General features: G+C 74.1%; 14 protein-coding genes. 5 read left to right on the top strand and 9 right to left on the bottom strand.

The window, feature by feature from the left end; all coding sequences use genetic code 11:
• Positions 1 to 24 precede the first annotated feature (24 nt).
• From ACIBBA_RS29265 to ACIBBA_RS29250, 4 genes are all read right to left on the bottom strand, one after another.
• Positions 25 to 558, bottom strand: a complete 534-nt coding sequence (locus ACIBBA_RS29265; RefSeq protein ID WP_396701461.1) for a GNAT family N-acetyltransferase — start codon at positions 556 to 558, stop codon at positions 25 to 27.
• A 13-nt stretch (positions 559 to 571) separates the two neighbouring features.
• Positions 572 to 1,864: an MFS transporter gene (locus tag ACIBBA_RS29260; protein WP_396701459.1), complete on the bottom strand. Its 1,293-nt coding sequence runs from the start codon at positions 1,862 to 1,864 to the stop codon at positions 572 to 574.
• Between the two features lie 182 nt (positions 1,865 to 2,046).
• On the bottom strand, positions 2,047 to 2,307 hold the full coding sequence (locus tag ACIBBA_RS29255) for a hypothetical protein (RefSeq protein WP_396701457.1): 261 nt from the start codon (positions 2,305 to 2,307) through the stop codon (positions 2,047 to 2,049).
• A 76-nt stretch (positions 2,308 to 2,383) separates the two neighbouring features.
• Positions 2,384 to 4,996 (bottom strand): glycoside hydrolase family 9 protein, encoded by a 2,613-nt coding sequence (locus tag ACIBBA_RS29250; protein ID WP_396701455.1) that lies wholly within the window; start codon positions 4,994 to 4,996, stop codon positions 2,384 to 2,386.
• Between the two features lie 243 nt (positions 4,997 to 5,239).
• Here ACIBBA_RS29250 and ACIBBA_RS29245 point away from each other — a divergent pair, with 243 nt between their 5' ends.
• Entirely contained in the window at positions 5,240 to 5,965 is a 726-nt protein-coding gene (locus tag ACIBBA_RS29245; protein ID WP_396701453.1) for a PP2C family protein-serine/threonine phosphatase, read from the top strand.
• Between the two features lie 7 nt (positions 5,966 to 5,972).
• On the opposite strand, the gene ACIBBA_RS29240 is transcribed toward ACIBBA_RS29245, so the two are convergent.
• From ACIBBA_RS29240 to ACIBBA_RS29230, 3 genes are read right to left on the bottom strand one after another with little or no spacing between them, the layout of a single operon-like run.
• The gene (locus ACIBBA_RS29240; protein WP_396701498.1) at positions 5,973 to 8,654 is read right to left on the bottom strand and encodes an ATP-dependent RNA helicase; all 2,682 of its coding nucleotides are present in this window, start codon (positions 8,652 to 8,654) and stop codon (positions 5,973 to 5,975) included.
• Between the two features lie 29 nt (positions 8,655 to 8,683).
• Positions 8,684 to 8,884, bottom strand: a complete 201-nt coding sequence (locus ACIBBA_RS29235; RefSeq protein ID WP_396701451.1) for a DUF397 domain-containing protein — start codon at positions 8,882 to 8,884, stop codon at positions 8,684 to 8,686.
• A 42-nt stretch (positions 8,885 to 8,926) separates the two neighbouring features.
• The gene (locus ACIBBA_RS29230) at positions 8,927 to 9,769 is read right to left on the bottom strand and encodes a helix-turn-helix domain-containing protein (protein WP_396701449.1); all 843 of its coding nucleotides are present in this window, start codon (positions 9,767 to 9,769) and stop codon (positions 8,927 to 8,929) included.
• A gap of 142 nt (positions 9,770 to 9,911) precedes the next feature.
• On the opposite strand from ACIBBA_RS29230, the gene ACIBBA_RS29225 reads away from it, so the two are divergent.
• From ACIBBA_RS29225 to ACIBBA_RS29215, 3 genes are read left to right on the top strand one after another with little or no spacing between them, the layout of a single operon-like run.
• Positions 9,912 to 10,538 carry a GPP34 family phosphoprotein gene (locus tag ACIBBA_RS29225; RefSeq protein ID WP_396701447.1) on the top strand — a complete coding sequence of 209 codons (627 nt, stop codon included), beginning with the start codon at positions 9,912 to 9,914 and terminating at the stop codon, positions 10,536 to 10,538.
• 40 nt (positions 10,539 to 10,578) lie between these two features.
• Positions 10,579 to 12,108, top strand: coding sequence for an APC family permease (locus ACIBBA_RS29220; protein ID WP_396701445.1), 1,530 nt, complete (start codon positions 10,579 to 10,581; stop codon positions 12,106 to 12,108).
• Complete coding sequence (locus ACIBBA_RS29215; protein ID WP_396701443.1) at positions 12,105 to 12,695, top strand: GNAT family N-acetyltransferase; 591 nt, start codon at positions 12,105 to 12,107, stop codon at positions 12,693 to 12,695. The genes ACIBBA_RS29220 and ACIBBA_RS29215 overlap by 4 nt, the downstream gene beginning before the upstream one ends.
• A 179-nt stretch (positions 12,696 to 12,874) precedes the next feature.
• On the opposite strand, the gene ACIBBA_RS29210 is transcribed toward ACIBBA_RS29215, so the two are convergent.
• Complete coding sequence (locus ACIBBA_RS29210; protein WP_396701441.1) at positions 12,875 to 13,687, bottom strand: SigB/SigF/SigG family RNA polymerase sigma factor; 813 nt, start codon at positions 13,685 to 13,687, stop codon at positions 12,875 to 12,877.
• Between the two features lie 377 nt (positions 13,688 to 14,064).
• Here ACIBBA_RS29210 and ACIBBA_RS29205 point away from each other — a divergent pair, with 377 nt between their 5' ends.
• Complete coding sequence (locus tag ACIBBA_RS29205; RefSeq protein ID WP_396701439.1) at positions 14,065 to 14,790, top strand: hypothetical protein; 726 nt, start codon at positions 14,065 to 14,067, stop codon at positions 14,788 to 14,790.
• A gap of 20 nt (positions 14,791 to 14,810) precedes the next feature.
• Here ACIBBA_RS29205 and ACIBBA_RS29200 read toward each other — a convergent pair whose 3' ends face one another.
• Positions 14,811 to 16,400 carry a phospholipase D family protein gene (locus ACIBBA_RS29200; protein ID WP_396701496.1) on the bottom strand — a complete coding sequence of 530 codons (1,590 nt, stop codon included), beginning with the start codon at positions 16,398 to 16,400 and terminating at the stop codon, positions 14,811 to 14,813.
• Positions 16,401 to 16,417 lie beyond the last annotated feature (17 nt).

Below are 16,417 nucleotides of genomic sequence, written 5' to 3'. Positions count from 1 at the left end.
GCCGCGGGCGGACGGGGACGGGAGTCAGGGCAGGCGGCGGGCGAGCACCTGGCCGGGCCACGGCTCCCGGCCCGGACGCCGGACGGTGAACGGGTCGGTGCGGGTGAAGCCCTGCCGCTCGTACCACCGCACCAGCGCGCCGTCGCCGCCGGCGTAGCAGTCCACCCGGAGCAGCCCGACGCCACGGTCGCGGGCCAGCTCGGCGGCGTGCGCCAGCAACCGACCCCCGATCGCCTGCCCGGTGTACGCGCGATCGGTGACCAGCAGGTTCACGTACAACTCCGGCTCCGTGGCGGCCGGCACGTATTCGGTGGCCGCGCCCACCACCAGGGCGCCGACCGGGCGTTCGCCGAGCACCGCCAGCCACAGCCCGCCCGACCCGGCCCACGTGTCCGCCTGGGCGATCCGGCGGGGATCCGCCGAGGCCGGCTCGGTGCCCCACTGGCCGGTCCGGCCCTGCGCCACCAGCCAGGCGGTCGCGTCGTCGAGCAGTCGCAGGACGGCGGGCGCATCCGTGGGGTCACCGGGCCGGATGGTCAGGTGCTGCGCAGCGGTCATGGCTGACATGTTCCTACAACGACGACCGTGGATGCTCGGCGTCATCCTGCCCGGCCGTCGCCGTGGCGAGCCGGGCCGACGGCGTCGCGTCACGATCGGGCGCACCGGCGGGCCGGGTGAGCAGCGCCCACCGGGTGAGCCCCGGCACGAGCAGCCCCACCAGGGCGAAGAGGGCGACCAGCCCGATCCAGCCGGCGCCGCCGCCGTCGAGGACCGCCCAGGTCAGCAGGGCCGGGCCGGCCGTCCGGGTCAGGCCGGTGAGCAGCCCGTCCACCCCCTGGTAGGCGCCGATCGCGGCCGGATCGGCCAGCTCGTAGGCGAGCCCGGCGCCGGCCGTGCCGTGCCACAGGTCGCCCACGGTGTAGACGGCCGTGCCGAGCAGCAGCAGCCCGATCGCCAGACCGGGTGACGCGCCGCCGGCGGCGGCGTAGAGCAGCATGGCCGCCGCGAGCACCAGCCCGGCGCGGCGCATGGTGCGGGCGGCCGGCAGGGCACTGCGGGCGCCGCGACTCAGCCGGACCGCGAGCAGCACGGTGAGCACCGTGTTGACCAGCAGGACCGCCGACACCGTCACCGGTGGCGCCCCGGCCCGGTTCACCGCCCAGAGCGGCAGCACCAGGGTGAGCACCACCCAGTGCAGCGAGAGCAGCGCCGACGCGCCGCTCACCGCCAGGAACGGCCCGTCCCTCAGCGCGCGGCCGACCCGGGGCGGCCCGCCGGCGACGCGGGCCGGCGAAAACGCCGGCAGCCGCATGATCAGCGCCACGGAGACCAGATAGCTCGCCACGTTCCCGAGCACCAGCAGGTGGTACGCGACGGGAGTGTCCGCCGCGAGCGCGAACGCGGCCAGCCCGGCGCCGAGCGCGATGCCGAGGTTGGCCACCGCGCGCAGGGTGGCGAAGGCGTGCACTCGCCCCTGTGGACCGCCCACCGCGGCGACCAGCGCCGCCCGGACGGCGAGGTTGCCCGAGACCAGCAGCGCGTCCAGCACCGCCACCGCGAGGAACACCGGAAACGAGCCCACCAGCAGGTACGACGCGGCGACGGCGGCCTGTAGCAGCTGGAGCGCGGCCCGCAGGGTACGCGGGTCGTACCGGTCGGCGAGCGCGCCCAGCGGCACGCTCGCGGTGAGCCCGACCAACCCGGCGACGGTCAGGCCCGCACCCACCTCGGCCGGGCTCAGCCCGACGATCCGGGTCAGATAGAGCGCGGAGCCGGTGAGCCAGAGGCCGAGCCCGACCGTGTTCGCCAGGGTGGCCGACGCCAGGGTGCGCAGGTGCCCGGGCGTCGGTACCGGCGAGGCCATCAGCGTCGCCTACGGACGGCGGCACGCGCGGGACCGGGCATGGCTCGACCGTAGGTCCGCACCGTCGGCTCTGGAGTGCCCGACGGGCGCGACGCCGGTCACAGCCGGCCGGCGCCCCGCCGGGTCACTGCCGCCGGCCTCACGTGTCCGGGCCGGCGTGGGCGGCCGTGCCGGGCCGATTGTCAGGGGGCGCCGCCGGACTCGCTGGTGACGCCGGCGTCGGTGGCCAGACCGTCGTTGCCGCCGTAGCCCTTGCCCCGGGTGCTGCCCCGGGAGCGGCGGCCCACGTCCCGCCGGCTCTGCCGGATCGCCTGGCGCGCGATCCGCAGCGTCTCATCCCGGCCGGCCCGGGCCCGCCGTCGCCGTCGTCGCACCGCCAACATCACCACCCCTGCGGCGAGGGCGAGCGCCGCGCCGGTCGCGAGCCACAGATAGGCGTCCATGACCGGAACGGTAGGCCGGGTCCGCCAGCACGGGTCCGCCCCGGCGCGACCGGGGTCGCGCCGGGGCGGGGTGTGCTCAGGACGATGCGCACCTGGTGCCGTTCAGCGTGACCAGGCCGGGAGGTGGGTTCGCGCCGCCGCCGGTGGTCGCGTTGAACCCGAAGGTCACCGTGCCGCCGGGGTTGATCCGGGCGTTGTACGACTCGTTCCGGGCGGTCACCGTGGCGCCGGCCTGGGTCACCTTCGCCAGCCACGCCTCGCGCACCTTCTGGTCGCCGGTGAACGCGAACCGGACGGCCCAGCCGTTCACCACCGTCGCGCCGGTGTTGCGGAGGGTCACCTGGGCGGTGAACCCGGTGCCGCCGTGCCAGGTGCCGTGGTTGGTGTACGTGACCGCGCAGGTCGCCCTTGGCACCGCACCCGCCTCGCCCTGGTCGGCGAGGAACGACGCGATCCAGGCCAGCGCCGAGTTCCAGTTGATCGCCACCTCGTTGGTCGCGTACGAGTTGATGTCGTCGACGTAGCAGAACATCGGCGCACAGCCGGCGAGCAGCTGCGCGGCGAACGGATCCTGGAGGGCGGCGTTCGCCCCGCCGGCCAACGAACCGGCGGGCGGGTTCGGCGAGGCGGGGTCGAGCTGGTGGGCGAAGATCCGGCTGTGCTGGTTCTGCGCGGCGTGCTCGCCCCACCCGGTCACGTACGAGATGTTGAGCGCGTTGCGGCCGAAGAGGTAGTCCGCCGCCTGCACCGCCCCGTCCCGGTAGCGCGCGTCCCCGGTCAGGTCGAAGGCGGTGGCCAGCACGACGGCGTTGTTGATGATGTTGCTGTTGCCGCCCCAGACGTAGCTCCCGGCGTCGCCCGGCAGCGGCAGCCCGTACGCCTGCCGGCCCAGCTCGGTGAGGTACTCGTCGGCGGCGGCGGTGACCGAGGCGCGCACCCGGGCCAGCTCGGCCGCGGGCAGCGCGTTCGGCACGGTGGCCAGGTCGAGCCGGCCCAGCGCGGCGACGCCCTGCCAGCCGAAGCCGCTCGGGTCGAAGACGTCCGCCGTGTGCTGCGGCGATGCGCTCAGGTCGGCCAGGTAGGCCGGCGCGCCGGTGGTCAGCCACAGCTCCACCGCCGCCCAGTAGAACTCGTCGGTCACGTTCGAGTCGTCGTACGCCCCGCCGCCGGTGCTGTCGGTCGGGCTCGCGTACCGCGTGGGGTTGGCCTTGGCCGCCGCGTAGGCGGTGGTGGCCGCGGCGCGGCAGCGGGCGGCGAACGCGGCGTCGTAGGGGGCGTACAGCCGGGCGCACTGGGCCGCGGTGGCGGCCAGGTTCAGGGTGGCGGCGGTGGACGGCGGATGCAGCTCGCGCGGCTGTGGGTCGTCCTGCGGCGCCAGCGGCAGGCCGGTCCAGTTCCGGTCGTGGATCTTGTGGTGGGCCATGCCGGCGAGCGGCCGGCCGGCGGGCACCTGCATGCGCAGCAGGAACTCCAGCTCCCATCGGGCCTCGTCGAGGATGTCCGGCATCCCGTTGCCGCGTTCGGGCACCCGCAGGGTGCTGTCGCCGAGCGCGGTCCCGCCGTCCGCGGTGGCCGCCGTCTTGGTCCGCTCGAACGCGTTCAGCAGCTGGTAGGTGGCGATGCCGCCGTTGACCACGTACTTGCCGTGGTCGCCGGCGTCGTACCAGCCGCCGCGCACGTCGAGCCGGTAGTCGCAGACGCCGGGTTGGCAGGGCACGTCGGTGTCGCCCTGGTTGGGCGCCACGCCGAGGTGCCCGGCCGGGCGGGCGTACTGCGGGCCGAGCAGTTCGCCGTCGATGGCGATGCCGCTGCGCTGGGCGTAGAAAAACTGGAGCGAGTCGGCGCGCAGCCGGTCGTAGAGGGTGCCGGAGATGTCGAACGGGTGGCTGGTTTCGCCGTCGGCCACCAGGGTCAGCCCGGCGCCGGGGCTGCGGTACGCGGAGAAGTCGATGCTCTGCACGTTCTGGCCGGAGGCGAGGTCCACCCCGCGCGGGTCGGTGCTGCCGCTGGCCAGCACCGCGCCGGAGGCGGACCGCAGCTGCCAGGGCAGTGGCCCGGTCGCCTCGGTGACCACGGTGGCGTTCTTCGGCCCGCCGGGAAGGTAGCCGACCTGGTTGACCCGCACCCGCGGCCCGGTGTCCGGCTCGTACGGCTCGGGCGGCTCGCCGCCGCGCAGCGAGATGTTGTCCAGGCAGGCGGTCTGTTCGTCGGCGCTCCCGCCGACCTGGAAGATCAGCTGCGCGGAGGGGTTGTCGTCCGGAACGGTGAAGGTCCGCTCGACCCGCTGGGCCGTGCCGCCGGCGGTGACGGTGACGCTGGCGTAGCCGGTGTAGGGCGCGCTGCCCAGTTGCAGCACCGCGGTGACCGGGGTGCCGGGGCTGGCGGAGACCTCGAAGGCGAGGGTGTATTCGGCGCCGGCGGTCAGCGCCACGCCGTCCTGGCCGATGCCGGCGTCCCACGGGTTGGCCAGCCCGCCGGGGACGGTGGCGCAGAGCCGGCCGTCGGTGATCCCGAGCGGGCCGGTTCCGTAGGAGAACCAGGGGGCGATGCCGGTACTGAAGTCGCCGTTGTCGATCTGTTCCGGTGCGTCCGGTGGCGGCTCGGCCTGGGCCGGGCCGGCGCCGACGCCGGTGAGGGCCAGGATGGTCGCCGCAGCGAGCAGCGCGCGGCGGCGTCGGGATGGCTTCACGGGGGGTCCTTCCGGGACGGTGGGCGGATCGGTGGTGGCGGCCGCAGGTGAACTGGGAGCGCTCCCAGCTTTCCGGTCGATGTTTCCAGTGGTCGGCGGCGCTGTCAATCGATCCTGCTGGATGAACTGCCAGGATCCGTGACGCCGGGAAGTCGGTGGAGGACAGTGAGATTCGCCGCGCCACGCGGCGTCGGCGTGATCTCCTAGAGACAACTGCGCCCTTCGCCTGGCAGGCTGCCTCCCATGACCCTGAAGCTGCGTTCCGTGGGAACGAGCGACCGTGGGCTGATCCGCAGCGGAAACCAGGACGCCCTGCACGCCGGCACCTGGCTGGTCGCCGTCGCCGACGGCATGGGCGGCATGGCGGCCGGCGACCTGGCCAGCGCGATCACCATCGACGCGGTGGCGCCGCTGGACGTCGAGACCCCGGAGGACGCACTGGTGGCCGCCCTGCAGAGCGGCATCGAGCTGGCCACCGCGCGGATCCGCCAGGCGGTCAGCGAGGATCCGGAGCGGCAGGGCATGGGCACCACGCTGACCGCCCTGCTCTTCGCTCGGACCGGCAGCTGCCTGGCGCTCGCCCACATCGGTGACTCCCGCGCCTACCTCTACCGCGAGGGCGTGCTCAAGCAGATCACCCGGGACGACACCTTCGTGCAGATGCTGGTCGACCAGGGCCTCATCACTCCCGACCAGGCCAGCAGCCACCCGCGGCGGGCCGTGGTGACCCAGGCCCTGCAGGGCGACGAGGTCTCCCCGTCGTACGCGACGATGGTGCCCCGCGACGGCGACCGGTGGCTGCTGTGCAGCGACGGCCTCTCCAACGTGGTCCGTCCGGACACCCTGGCCGAGGTGCTGGCGGAACATCCGGACCGGGCCGAGTGCGCCCGCCGGCTGATCGACCTGGCGCTGCGCGCCGGCGGCCCGGACAACGTCACGGTGGTCGTCGCCGACGTCGTCGAGGAGTGACGGCGGCTCAGCGTCTGCGCGGGGTGGCGTGCCGGGTCGGCGTCGCGGTGCTCGGATCCTCCGGCCAGGGATGCCGGGGATAGCGACCCCGCAGCTCGGCCCGGACCTGCGGATAGCCCACCCGCCAGAAGGAGGCCAGATCCGCGGTGACCGCGACCGGGCGGCCGGCCGGTGAGAGCAGGTGCAAAAGCACGGGCACCCGCCCACCCGCGATCCGGGGAGCGTCCCGCCAGCCGAAGGTCTCCTGCAACTTCACCGCCAGCACCGGCGCGGCCGGGTCCGCGTAGTCCACCCGGATCCGGGAGCCGGTGGGCACGGTGAGCCGCTCCGGCGCGACCTCGTCCAGGCGGGCCGCCAGGGCCCAGGGCAGCAGCCGGCGAAGGGCGGCCGCCACGTCCACCCGGGCCAGGTCCGCCCGGCGCCGCGCGCGGGCCAACTCCGGACCCAGCCAGACCGGCGCGGCGGCGAGCAGCGCGGCGTCGTCGACGTCCGGCCACTCGTCGCCGAGCGCGTGCCGGCAGAACGCCAGCCGTTCGCGAAGCGCCCGGGCAGCCGGGGTCCAGTCCAGCAGGCCCAGCCCCGTGCGACGCAGCCCGGTCAGCAGGGCCTCGCCGACCTCCGCCGGGTCCGGGCGGGTCAACGGGCGCTCGACCAGCTCGACCGCGCCCAACCGGACCACCTCCCGGGCCACCACGTCGGCGCCGGACCAGCCGACCTCCCGTTCCGTGCGCAGCAGCGGCCCGCCCGCCTCCCGGGCGGTGGCCTCGTCGAGCGCGGTGGCGAGCCGGATCCGCGCGCTCGGCGCGCCGGGGGAGCGGTCGGCCACGGCCACCGCCAGCCACTGCGACCCGGCCAGCCCCGACCCGGGCGTCAGCTCCGCCTCGGTGCCCCCGGTCATCAGATACGACGACCCGCCGGGGCGGCGCACCCGGGCCAGCCGTTCCGGGTGGGCCAGCCCGACCAGCAGCCCGGCGGCGAGGTCATCCGGCAGCCACTGCGAGCCGGACCGTCGCTGGCCGCCGGCGCCGGCCGATCCCGGTGGGCGCGCCGGTCGGGTGCCGCCCCGGTCGGGTTGCTCGGCGTCCCGGCCCGTGTCCGCGGTGGACCTCGCTCCGGTGCCGCCGGTCGCCGCGGGCAGGCTGGCGCGCAGCCGGCGTACCTCGGAGCGCCAGCGCGCGGTGGCCGCCGGGTCGACTCCGTCGCGCAGCCGGCGCCAGGCGGCCGTCAGATCGTCGCCCGGGCCGGCGACCGTGTCCTCGGCGAGCAGCGCGACCACCTCGGCCGCCCGGTCGGCGCCGACCCGGTCGGCACCGTCGAGCAGCGCCCGGGCCAGCCGGGGGTGGGCTCCCGCGGCGGCGATCGCCCGACCCCGTCCGGTGATCCGGCCCGCCGCGTCGACCGCGCCGAGGGTGGTGAGGGTGTCCCGGGCGACCGTCATCCCCGCCGTCGGTGGCGGGTCGGGCAATGCCAGCCCGGTCCCGTCCGGGCGGCCCCAGGCGGCCAGGTCCAGGGCGAAGCCGGTGAGGTCCGCCGTGGCGATCTCCGGTTCCGGCTGTGCGGGCAGCCGCTCATGGATCGCCGCCGACCAGCAGCGGTAGACGTATCCCGGCGCCTCGCGGCCGGCCCGGCCGGCGCGCTGGGTGGCCGCGGCCCGGGACACCGGCACGGTGACCAGCGCGCCGAGGCCGCGGGCCAGGTCCATCCGGGCCACCCGGCTCAGCCCGGCGTCCACCACCATCCGCACCCCGGGCACGGTCAGGCTGCTCTCGGCGACCGCGGTGGCCAGCACCACCCGGCGGTTGCCGGCGGCGTCCGGTCCTCCGCGCGCCGCGCCGTCAGACCTGCCGGGCCGGGATGGTCGTGGGCGCAGGGCCGCGTCCTGCTCGGCGGCGCGCTGGCGGCCGTGCAACGTCAGCACCTCGACGGTCTCGGGCAGGTCGGCCAGTCGACGGGCGACCGCGGCGATCTCACCCGCCCCGGGCAGGAAGGCCAGCACGTCGCCCTCGTGCTCGCGCAGCGCCCGGCGGACGGTCGCCGCCACGTGGTCGAGCAGGGCGCGGTCCACCGGGCCGGCCCCCGGCGCGAGCACCGGCCGGGGCGGCGGCGCCCAGATCCGGGTGACCGGGTGGAGCGCGGCCTCCGCCCGGACGATCGGGGCGGGGGTGGCCGCGCCGCCGAGCAGCGCGGCGAACCGGTCCGCCTGCGGGGTGGCCGACATGGCCAGCAGCCACAGGTCGGGGCGGAGCGCGCCGCGCGCCTCCACCGCGAAGGCGAGCGCGAGGTCGGCGTCGAGCTGCCGCTCGTGGCACTCGTCCAGCAGCACCGCGCCGGTGCCGGGCAGCTCGGGGTCGTGCTGCAACCGGCGGACCAGGAGCCCGGTGGTGACGACCTCGACGCGGGTGTCCGGGCCGACCCGCCGCTCGCCGCGGACCGCGTAGCCGATCCGGCCGCCGACCCGCTCACCGAGCAGGTCGGCCATCCGCCGGGCCGCCGCCCGCGCTGCCACCCGACGGGGCTGGGCGATCAGGACCCGCCCGTCGACCTCGTCGGCGACGGCCAGCGGCGCGAGCGTGGTCTTGCCGGTGCCCGGCGGGGCCACCAGGACGGCGGCGCCGCCCGCGCGCAGGGCCGCGACCGTCGCCGGCAGCACCGCCCGCACCGGCAGGTCCAGGCGTACGTCGGAGAGCACGGCCCAGTCTCGCACCGGCCCCGGCGGGGTCAGTCGGGGCGTACCCCGTCGACGCCGGCGACGAAGGCGCGCCACGCCGTCGGCGGGAAGACCAGCACCGGGCCGGACGGGTCCTTGCTGTCCCGCACCGCGACCCGGCCGGCGGTCGGGCCGACCTCGACACAGTTGCCGTTACCGCTGCTGCGGGAGCTGGTGCGCCAAGGCACCGGGTTCTTCTCGAGCGCGTTCATTCGCGGTACCCCCGTCTGGGCTGGCGTGCCGCGTCAGGCGGGTCACGCAAAGTAACGAGCAGCCTCCGCCAGGCGGGTCAACGACGCCGCCGGATCCAGTGCCATCCGGCAGAGCTCCTCGTGCACCAGGCTATACCCGCGCACATGATCGGCTTCCTCCAAGGCCAGCCCTAACGTGAGGTTATCCAGGTAAACCACGGACGCGTCGGCGGCGTCGGGGAAGTTCAGGACGACGTACGGAGTGCTCATGGCAGGGTGTCCGCCAGCGCTGAATGGAAGTACCTGGATTGTCACGTTGGGTAACTGGGCGACCTGACCCATGTGGACCAACTGCTCGGCCATCACGACCGCGCCGCCGACCGGGCGCAGCAGCACCGCCTCGTTCAGCACCACCGACAGCCGCACCGGGTCGTCCCGGCGGAGCACGTTCTGCCGGTGCAGCCGGGCGGCCACCTTGCGCTCCAGGCCCTCCTCGCCGGCGGTGCGCCGGTAGATCTCCCGGGCGTACGCCTCGGTCTGCAGCAGGCCGGGCACCGACTCGGCCTCGTACGTGCGCAGCTGCGCCGCCTCGGCCTCCAGTCCGACGTAGAACTCGAACCACTCGGGCAGCACGTCGCTGTAGGTCTGCCACCAGCCGCGCTGCTGCGCCCCGCGGGCGATCTCGATCAGCGCCTCCGCGTCGGCCCCGGTCACCTGGTAGAGCGCGAGGGCGGCCCGCACGTCGCGCGGCTTGATGCCGATCTGCGCGTTCTCGATCCGGGACAGGTTGCTCTTCGACATGTCCAGTTGGCGGGCGGCGACATCGAGGGTCATGCCCGCCCGTTCACGGAGCTGACGGAGTTCGCGGGCGATGCGGCGGCGGCGCACCGTAGGGCTGGCGGTCACCGTGCGAGTCTGCCACGGCAAGATCCGCAGGTCGCATGAGCACGCAGTGCAACTTTCAAAAGTGGGAGTTGCATTGCGAAAGCGGCGGGTGCATCCTTTCCCGGTCGCGGATCACTGTGGACACCCCTGCTCAGGAGGACCGTTGCTCATCGCCGACGAGTTCTTCCTGATCGCCCACAACGACAGCCGGGGCAAGGCGAAACTCCACCCGGCCGCGAACGGGCTCGGCCTCGCCGCCGGCCTGCTCGGTGAGCTGCTCCTGTATGGACACGTGATGGTCGCCGACGGGCTGGTCACCGTGCTCGACCGGCGCCCGCCGGCGGACGCGCTGGCACACACCGTGCTCGACCAACTGGTCGGTGAACCGCAGCACCAGGCGGTCCGCACCTGGCTGAGCTTCCTCGCCCAGACCTCCGTCGCCTCCGTCGGCGAGCGGCTGGCCCGGGCCGGCGTGCTGCGCCGCCAGGAGACCCGCCGGCTGCTGCGAACCTCGGTCAGTTATCTGCCGGTCGACCTGAACGCGGTGGCCTGGCCGGCGACCCGACTGCGCGCCCTGCTCGACCGCCCCGAGCCGCCGAGCGTCCCGGACGCGCTGCTGCTCGGCCTGATCGTGGCCGCGGGGCTCTCCCGCGAGGTGCTGTGGAGCGCCGGGCCGCGCGCCCACCACCGGCTCAACGTCCTCATCCCGGCGCTGCCCGCGCCGCTGAAGGAACTCGTCGCGCACACCGAGGCCGCGGTCGGCGCGGCGGTGCTGCGCCGCGTCACCTGATCCGGCACCCCTACCCCTCCCTTGCGAATCGGAGCAGCCGATGCCCCCGACAGCTACCGTCGAACGACCGAGCAACGTCTCCGAGTCACTGGCCCGAGGGCGTCTCGGCGTCCCCTCCGTGATCTTCTTCGTGCTCTCCGCCGCAGCGCCGCTGACCGTGGTGGCCGGCGTGGTCACCACCGGCTACGGCGTCATCGGGGTGACCGGCATTCCGCTGGCCTTCCTGGTGATCGCCGCGGTGCTGGCCCTCTTCTCGGTGGGTTACGTCGCGATGTCCCGGCGGGTGGCCAACGCGGGCGCCTTCTACGCCTACATCTCCCGAGGTCTCGGCCGGCCGGCCGGGGTCGGCGCCGCCTGGGTGGCACTGATCGCCTACAACGCCCTCCAGGTCGGGCTCTACGGCACGATCGGCATCGCCGCCGAGCCCGTCCTGGACCGGTTCTTCGGCATCACCCCGGCCTGGTGGGCGGTGGCACTGGTCGCCTGGGCGATGGTGGCGGTGCTGGGCATGCTCCGGGTGGACATCAACGGCATGGTGCTGGCCGCGCTGCTCATCGCCGAGATCGCGGTCATCCTCGTCTTCGACCTGGGGCAGCTCAGCCACCCGGCCGAGGGCGGGGTCAGCCTGGCCGCGCTCTCGCCGGAGAACCTGTTCGTGCCGGGCGTCGGCGCGCTGCTGGTCCTCGCCACCACCGGCTTCGTCGGGTTCGAGTCCTCGGTGGTGTTCAGCGAGGAGACCAAGGATCCGAAGCGGACGGTGCCGCTGGCCACGTACCTCTCGGTCGTCATCATCGCCGCGCTCTACGCGCTGTCGTCCTGGTCGATGACGGTGGCCACCGGGCCGGACCGGATCGTCGCCGAGGCGGGCGAGCAGAGCGTCGGGCTGATCTTCAACCTGGCCGGCGCGCACCTCGGCGACACCGCCGTCGCCATCGGTCAGGCGCTCTTCCTCACCTCGGTGCTGGCCGCCATGATCTCGTTCCACAACACCACCGCCCGGTACGCGTTCGCGCTCGGCCGGGAGCGGGTGCTGCCGGCGGTGTTCGGGCGGACCGCGCCGCGCTCCGGCGCGCCACGGGCCGCCTCGCTCGCGCAGACCGTCCTGGGTCTCGTGGTGATCCTGCTCTACGCGGCCAACGGCTGGGACCCGGTGGTCAAGCTCTTCTTCTGGGGCGGGACGGCGGGTGGGTTCGGTGTGCTGCTGCTGATCGCCACCACCTCGATCGCGGTGATCGCCTTCTTCGCCCGGGGCGCCGCCACCGAGACGCTCTGGCGGCGGGTCATCGCTCCGGGACTGGCCACCGTCGCGCTTCTGGTGATCGTCTGGCTGGCCGTGGCGAACTTCGCCGACCTGCTCGGCGTGGCCCCGGACTCGCCGCTGCGTTGGGCGATTCCGGCCGCCTACCCGGTCGCCGCGCTGCTCGGTGTGCTCTGGGCGCTGGTGCTGCGCGGCAGTCGACCGGACACGTACGCCCGGATCGGGCTGGGCGCGGAGAGCGCGGCGACGGCGGCGCTGCCGGTACCGCGTACGGGTGGAGACACCCCGACCGGTGCGGAGACGCGGCGGTGACCGGGGCGCAGATCGAGCGGCTCGGACCGGCGGAGACCGCGTTGGTCGCCGGGCGGATCGCCGAGGCGTTCAGCGTGCTCGACGTCACCGCCTGGCTGGTGCCCGACGCGGCCAAGCGGGAGGCGGTCCTGGCCGGCAACTTCGAGATCCTGGTCGAGCACGCGATGCGGCACGGCCTGGTGCACGGCACCGCGGACCGGGCGGCGGTGGCCGTCTGGTTTCCGTCGGTCGGCGAGCCGGCCCCGCCGCCGGAGGCGTACGACGCCCGGCTCGCCGCCGCCTGCGGCGAGTGGACCGAGCGCTTCCAACACCTCGACGAGCTCTTCGCCGCCCATCACCCGCACCCGGACCACCACCATCTGGCCTTCCTGGCGGTGCGACCGGAGCGGCAGCGGCAGGGGTTGGGCAGCGCACTGCTCCGTCACCACCACGCCTGGCTCGACGCCCATCGGATGCCGGGCTACCTGGAGGCGAGCAGCGAGAGCAGCCGTGACCTGTACGCCCGGCACGGCTACCGGGTCGCCGAGCCGTTCCGGCTGCCCGACGGCACGCCGTTCTGGCCCATGTGGCGGGAGCCCGCGGGCTGAAGCGGCTACACCGAGGACACCGGCGAGCGGGCCCGGTCACCCCGCTGACGGCGCGAGCCGGGCCGCCCGAAGGAGCGGCCCGGCTCGGGCGCATTGTCACGTGCACGTGACGCTGAGTTGGGGGTTCGCCCCGGACGTGACCGGTGTCGGGCCACGGGCTCGACCTCCGGTAGGAACCGTCAGTAGGCGCCGTCGAGCTGCCCCCGCAGCTTGGTCAGCGCGCGGGCCAGCAGCCGGGACACGTGCATCTGCGAGACGCCGATCTGCTCGGCGATCTGCGACTGGGTCAGGTTGCCGTAGAACCGCAGGGTGAGGATCTTCTGCTCGCGCTCGTCGAGGGAGGCCAGCGCGGGGCCGAGGGCGACCCGCAGCTCGGCCAGCTCGAACTCGCTGTCCTCGCCGCCGAGCATGTCGCCCAGCTCGGTGGCCCGCTCACCGTCACCGGTGGGGGTGGAGAGCGAGACGGCGTTGTAGGCGCGGGCGCCCTCCAGGCCCTCCAGCACCTCTTCCTCGGTGAGCTTGAGGTGGGCGGCGATGTCGGCGACCGTCGGCGAGCGGCCCAGGGTCTGCAACAGTGAGCTGTTGGCGTCGGAGATCTGCAGGCGCAGCTCCTGGAGGCGACGGGGCACCCGGATGTCCCAGGTGCGGTCGCGGAAGTGCCGCTTGAGCTCACCCACGATGGTGGGGATCGCGTAGCCAGCGAAGTCGACACCACGGGACGGGTCGAACTTGTCGATCGCCTTGATCAGACCGATCGCGGCGGTCTGCGTCAGGTCGTCGCTGGGCTCGCCCCGACCGCTGTAGCGGTGGGCGAGGTGGTTGGCGAGGGGAAGCCAGGCTTCGATCGCCTTGTCGCGCAGCGCGGCACGCGACGGGTGGTTGGTGGGCAGTGCGGCCATCGCGTTGAGCAGGTCGGTGGCGCTGTCGGAGAGCGACCGTGGGTCGAGCTTCCTGGTGCCGCTCGTCTGCTCGCTGATCGTTGGCGCGGTCATGGGTGGTCCTCCCTGCACCTCGTCCGCGGATAAAAGACGTGACGCTTTGGTTTAGCTTCGGATAGGCCGTTCGGGACTCACCTTAGCCTGATCGTCTTGCCGAAATCTAGCCGAACGGCTGATGTACTTAAGTGATTTGCTATCACGTTAGTGCACGAATCCGGCATAACTGTGGGGGCCTGTGAGACTGACTACGGGTTCACTCGGCCCACCCGCGGCCACCTGGACATCGCCCGGCGCCACCCGGACGGGTGAGGAGGTCCGCCGAGCGGTCAACGTGAAATCCGACATGAGGCGCGCACTGTCTACTTTCCGTCCTTGTCCCGTGTACGGGACCACCCGTAGGTTCGGCGCATACCCATTGGGATGGAGGCGCCGTGCTCGACCCTGCCGCTCCCCAGCTCGTCGTGAACAGCCGCACCCTCTACTTCAGCTGGCTGCCGGCGGACCCGGGCGCGGTCGCTGCGCTGGTGCCGGCCGGGCTGCGTCCTCGCCCGGACCGGCAGGTCTTCCTCAACCAGTACGTGGTCGACGACGAATCCCAGACCTCGGGCTTCGGCGCCTACAGCCTGACCTACCTCGGCGTGTCGCTCAGCGGAGTCGACGCCCCGGGTGGCATCAGCCCGGGCGGTTGGTGGACGAACTACGTCGCCTCCAGCCCCCAGGTGCTCGACTACGCCCAGGCCCGCGGCGCGCCCGCGCTGCTCGGCGGGACCGTCATCGACGTACACGACGGCACCCTGGTCGCCGAGACCGACCTGGACGGTGTCCCGGTGATCCGGGCCCGTTGCCGGGTGGGGGACACCGGCCACGTGATCAGCAGCGGCCACCACCGCTACTTCACCCGACGCAACGGGCGGCTGGTCAGCTCCGTCTACCCCTACCTCGCCGAACCGGTGACCCCGTTCGAGATCGAGTCGGTGGAGTTCCTCGAGCCGGAGCACCCGGTCTACGCGCTCCGCCCGGCCAACCCGCTCGTCATCTCCTGGGGCTTCTACTCCCCGCGGGCGTCGTTCGCCTACCCCGGCGGGCTGACCGTGCACGCCGGCGACGCCGCACTGCCGAGCGAGCGACTCGCCGGCTTACCGGTTCCGGCGGCCTGACCGTCCCGGCCACCCGAGGCTCACCAGGTGCCGGCCCGCCGGGCGTGCAACGGTCGCCCGTCCGGGTCGTAGAGCAGCCGGTACATCGGTAGCGCCCACGCCCGGGTGAACCAGCCCAGCCGCTCCGGACGGTGCGGTCGCAGCCGGCCGGGCGGCCGGGGGCCGGCCTGCCCGCCGTCGTACCACCCCTGCAGGGCGTCGGCGGCCGCGGACAGCGTGGCGACGGCCTCGGCCGGGTCGAGCAGGTCGGTGTCCTGCCCGCCGGCCGGGTCCCGGTCCAGGTGCTCGCGCCAAAGCCGCAACCGCAGCTCCCGGGCGAAGACCCGGGCGCCGTCGCCCCGTCCGGCCGGGTCGGTCGGCGCCCGGTCGTCCCGGGTGTCGTCCAGCACCGCGCAGGAGAGCTCGCTGTCGTGGGTCCACGAGCGGCGGTTGAAGTTGTCGCTGCCCACGCTGGCCCACACGTCGTCGACCACGCAGACCTTCGCGTGCACGTAAACCGGGTCGCCGGACGGGTTCTCCAGGTCGAAGACGTGCACCCGGTCGGGCGCGGCGCGTTCGCAGAGCGAGAGCGCCTGCTCCCGGCCGACCATGTTCGGCGGCAGCGCCAGCCGGCCGTCCACGTCCGGGTAGCGCGGCACCACCGCGACCAGGTGCAGCTCCGGGTTCTCCCGCAGCGCGCGGGCGAAGAGGTCGGCCACCTCCGCGGACCAGAGGTACTGGTCCTCCAGGTAGATCAGCCGGCGAGCCCGGCGTACCGCCTTGGTGTAACCCCGGGCCACCGTCCGCTCCCCGTCGGGGGCGAAGGAGTAGCGCGGCCGAACGGCCGGATAGGTGCGCAGCACCTGGATCTGGTGCGGCCCGCACGACGGGGGATCGGCCGGCTGTTCCGGCAGCGGATCCGGGCTCAGATCGGCCCCGCGCAGCCGGTCCCGCAGGAATGCCAGCGGGTTCTCCGAGTCCAGCGGCATCGGGTCGGTCCACCGCTCCCGGAAGAGCGTGTCCAGCGCGCCGACCACCGGCCCGCGTACCGCCAACTGCACGTCGTGCCACGGTGGATGCGGACCGTAACGGCTCGACATCTGTACCGCCTGCGGGTCGCCGCGGTGACCGGCGTCGTCCCGCCGGCTGTGGCACAGGTCGATCCCACCGGCGAAGGCGATGTCCCGCCCCGGCTCCGCCGGATGCCGCAGCACCACCAGCTTCTGGTGGTGCGAGCCGCCGCGGCGTACCCGCTGGTCGAGCAGGACCTCGCCGCCGGCCGCGGAGATCGTCTCGCTGAGGTCGCGGTTCTCCGCTTCGCTGTAGGCCAGGGCGTCCAGGTGCGAGCGCCAGATCAGGCCCTTCACCACCACGCCGCGCTGGGCCGCCTGGGCGAAGAGTTGGGCAACCGTGGGGCCGTCGGGGCGCATGAGCTGATCGGGGTCACCGCGCCAGTCGGTGAAGAAGAGGTGGTCACCGGCGGCCAGCGCCTCGACCTCGGTGACCAGCCGGTCGAAGTAGGCCGCGCCGTGAATTAACGGCTCGGCCAGGTTTCCACCGGTCCAGACGGGTAACACAGAGACTGGGTTGGCGCGTTCGGCTGCGGTGAGGAACCAGTCCTGCAGCGGCAACGTTCCGTCCCTCCCGA

The sequence above is a fragment of the Micromonospora sp. NPDC051006 genome (assembly GCF_044456245.1).
GTDB lineage: Bacteria > Actinomycetota > Actinomycetes > Mycobacteriales > Micromonosporaceae > Micromonospora.
The sequence above is the reverse complement of the archived record's forward strand: the minus strand, read 5'-3'. Positions and strand labels throughout refer to the sequence as shown.

Coding starts and splice junctions, on each gene's coding strand:
- ACIBBA_RS29235 (WP_396701451.1), bottom strand. CDS start 8,884: ATGAACGCGCTCGAGAAGAACCCGGTGCCTTGGCGCACCAGCTCCCGC.
- ACIBBA_RS29260 (WP_396701459.1), bottom strand. CDS start 1,864: ATGGCCTCGCCGGTACCGACGCCCGGGCACCTGCGCACCCTGGCGTCG.
- ACIBBA_RS29265 (WP_396701461.1), bottom strand. CDS start 558: ATGACCGCTGCGCAGCACCTGACCATCCGGCCCGGTGACCCCACGGAT.
- ACIBBA_RS29210 (WP_396701441.1), bottom strand. CDS start 13,687: ATGACCGCGCCAACGATCAGCGAGCAGACGAGCGGCACCAGGAAGCTC.
- ACIBBA_RS29245 (WP_396701453.1), top strand. CDS start 5,240: ATGACCCTGAAGCTGCGTTCCGTGGGAACGAGCGACCGTGGGCTGATC.
- ACIBBA_RS29220 (WP_396701445.1), top strand. CDS start 10,579: ATGCCCCCGACAGCTACCGTCGAACGACCGAGCAACGTCTCCGAGTCA.
- ACIBBA_RS29255 (WP_396701457.1), bottom strand. CDS start 2,307: ATGGACGCCTATCTGTGGCTCGCGACCGGCGCGGCGCTCGCCCTCGCC.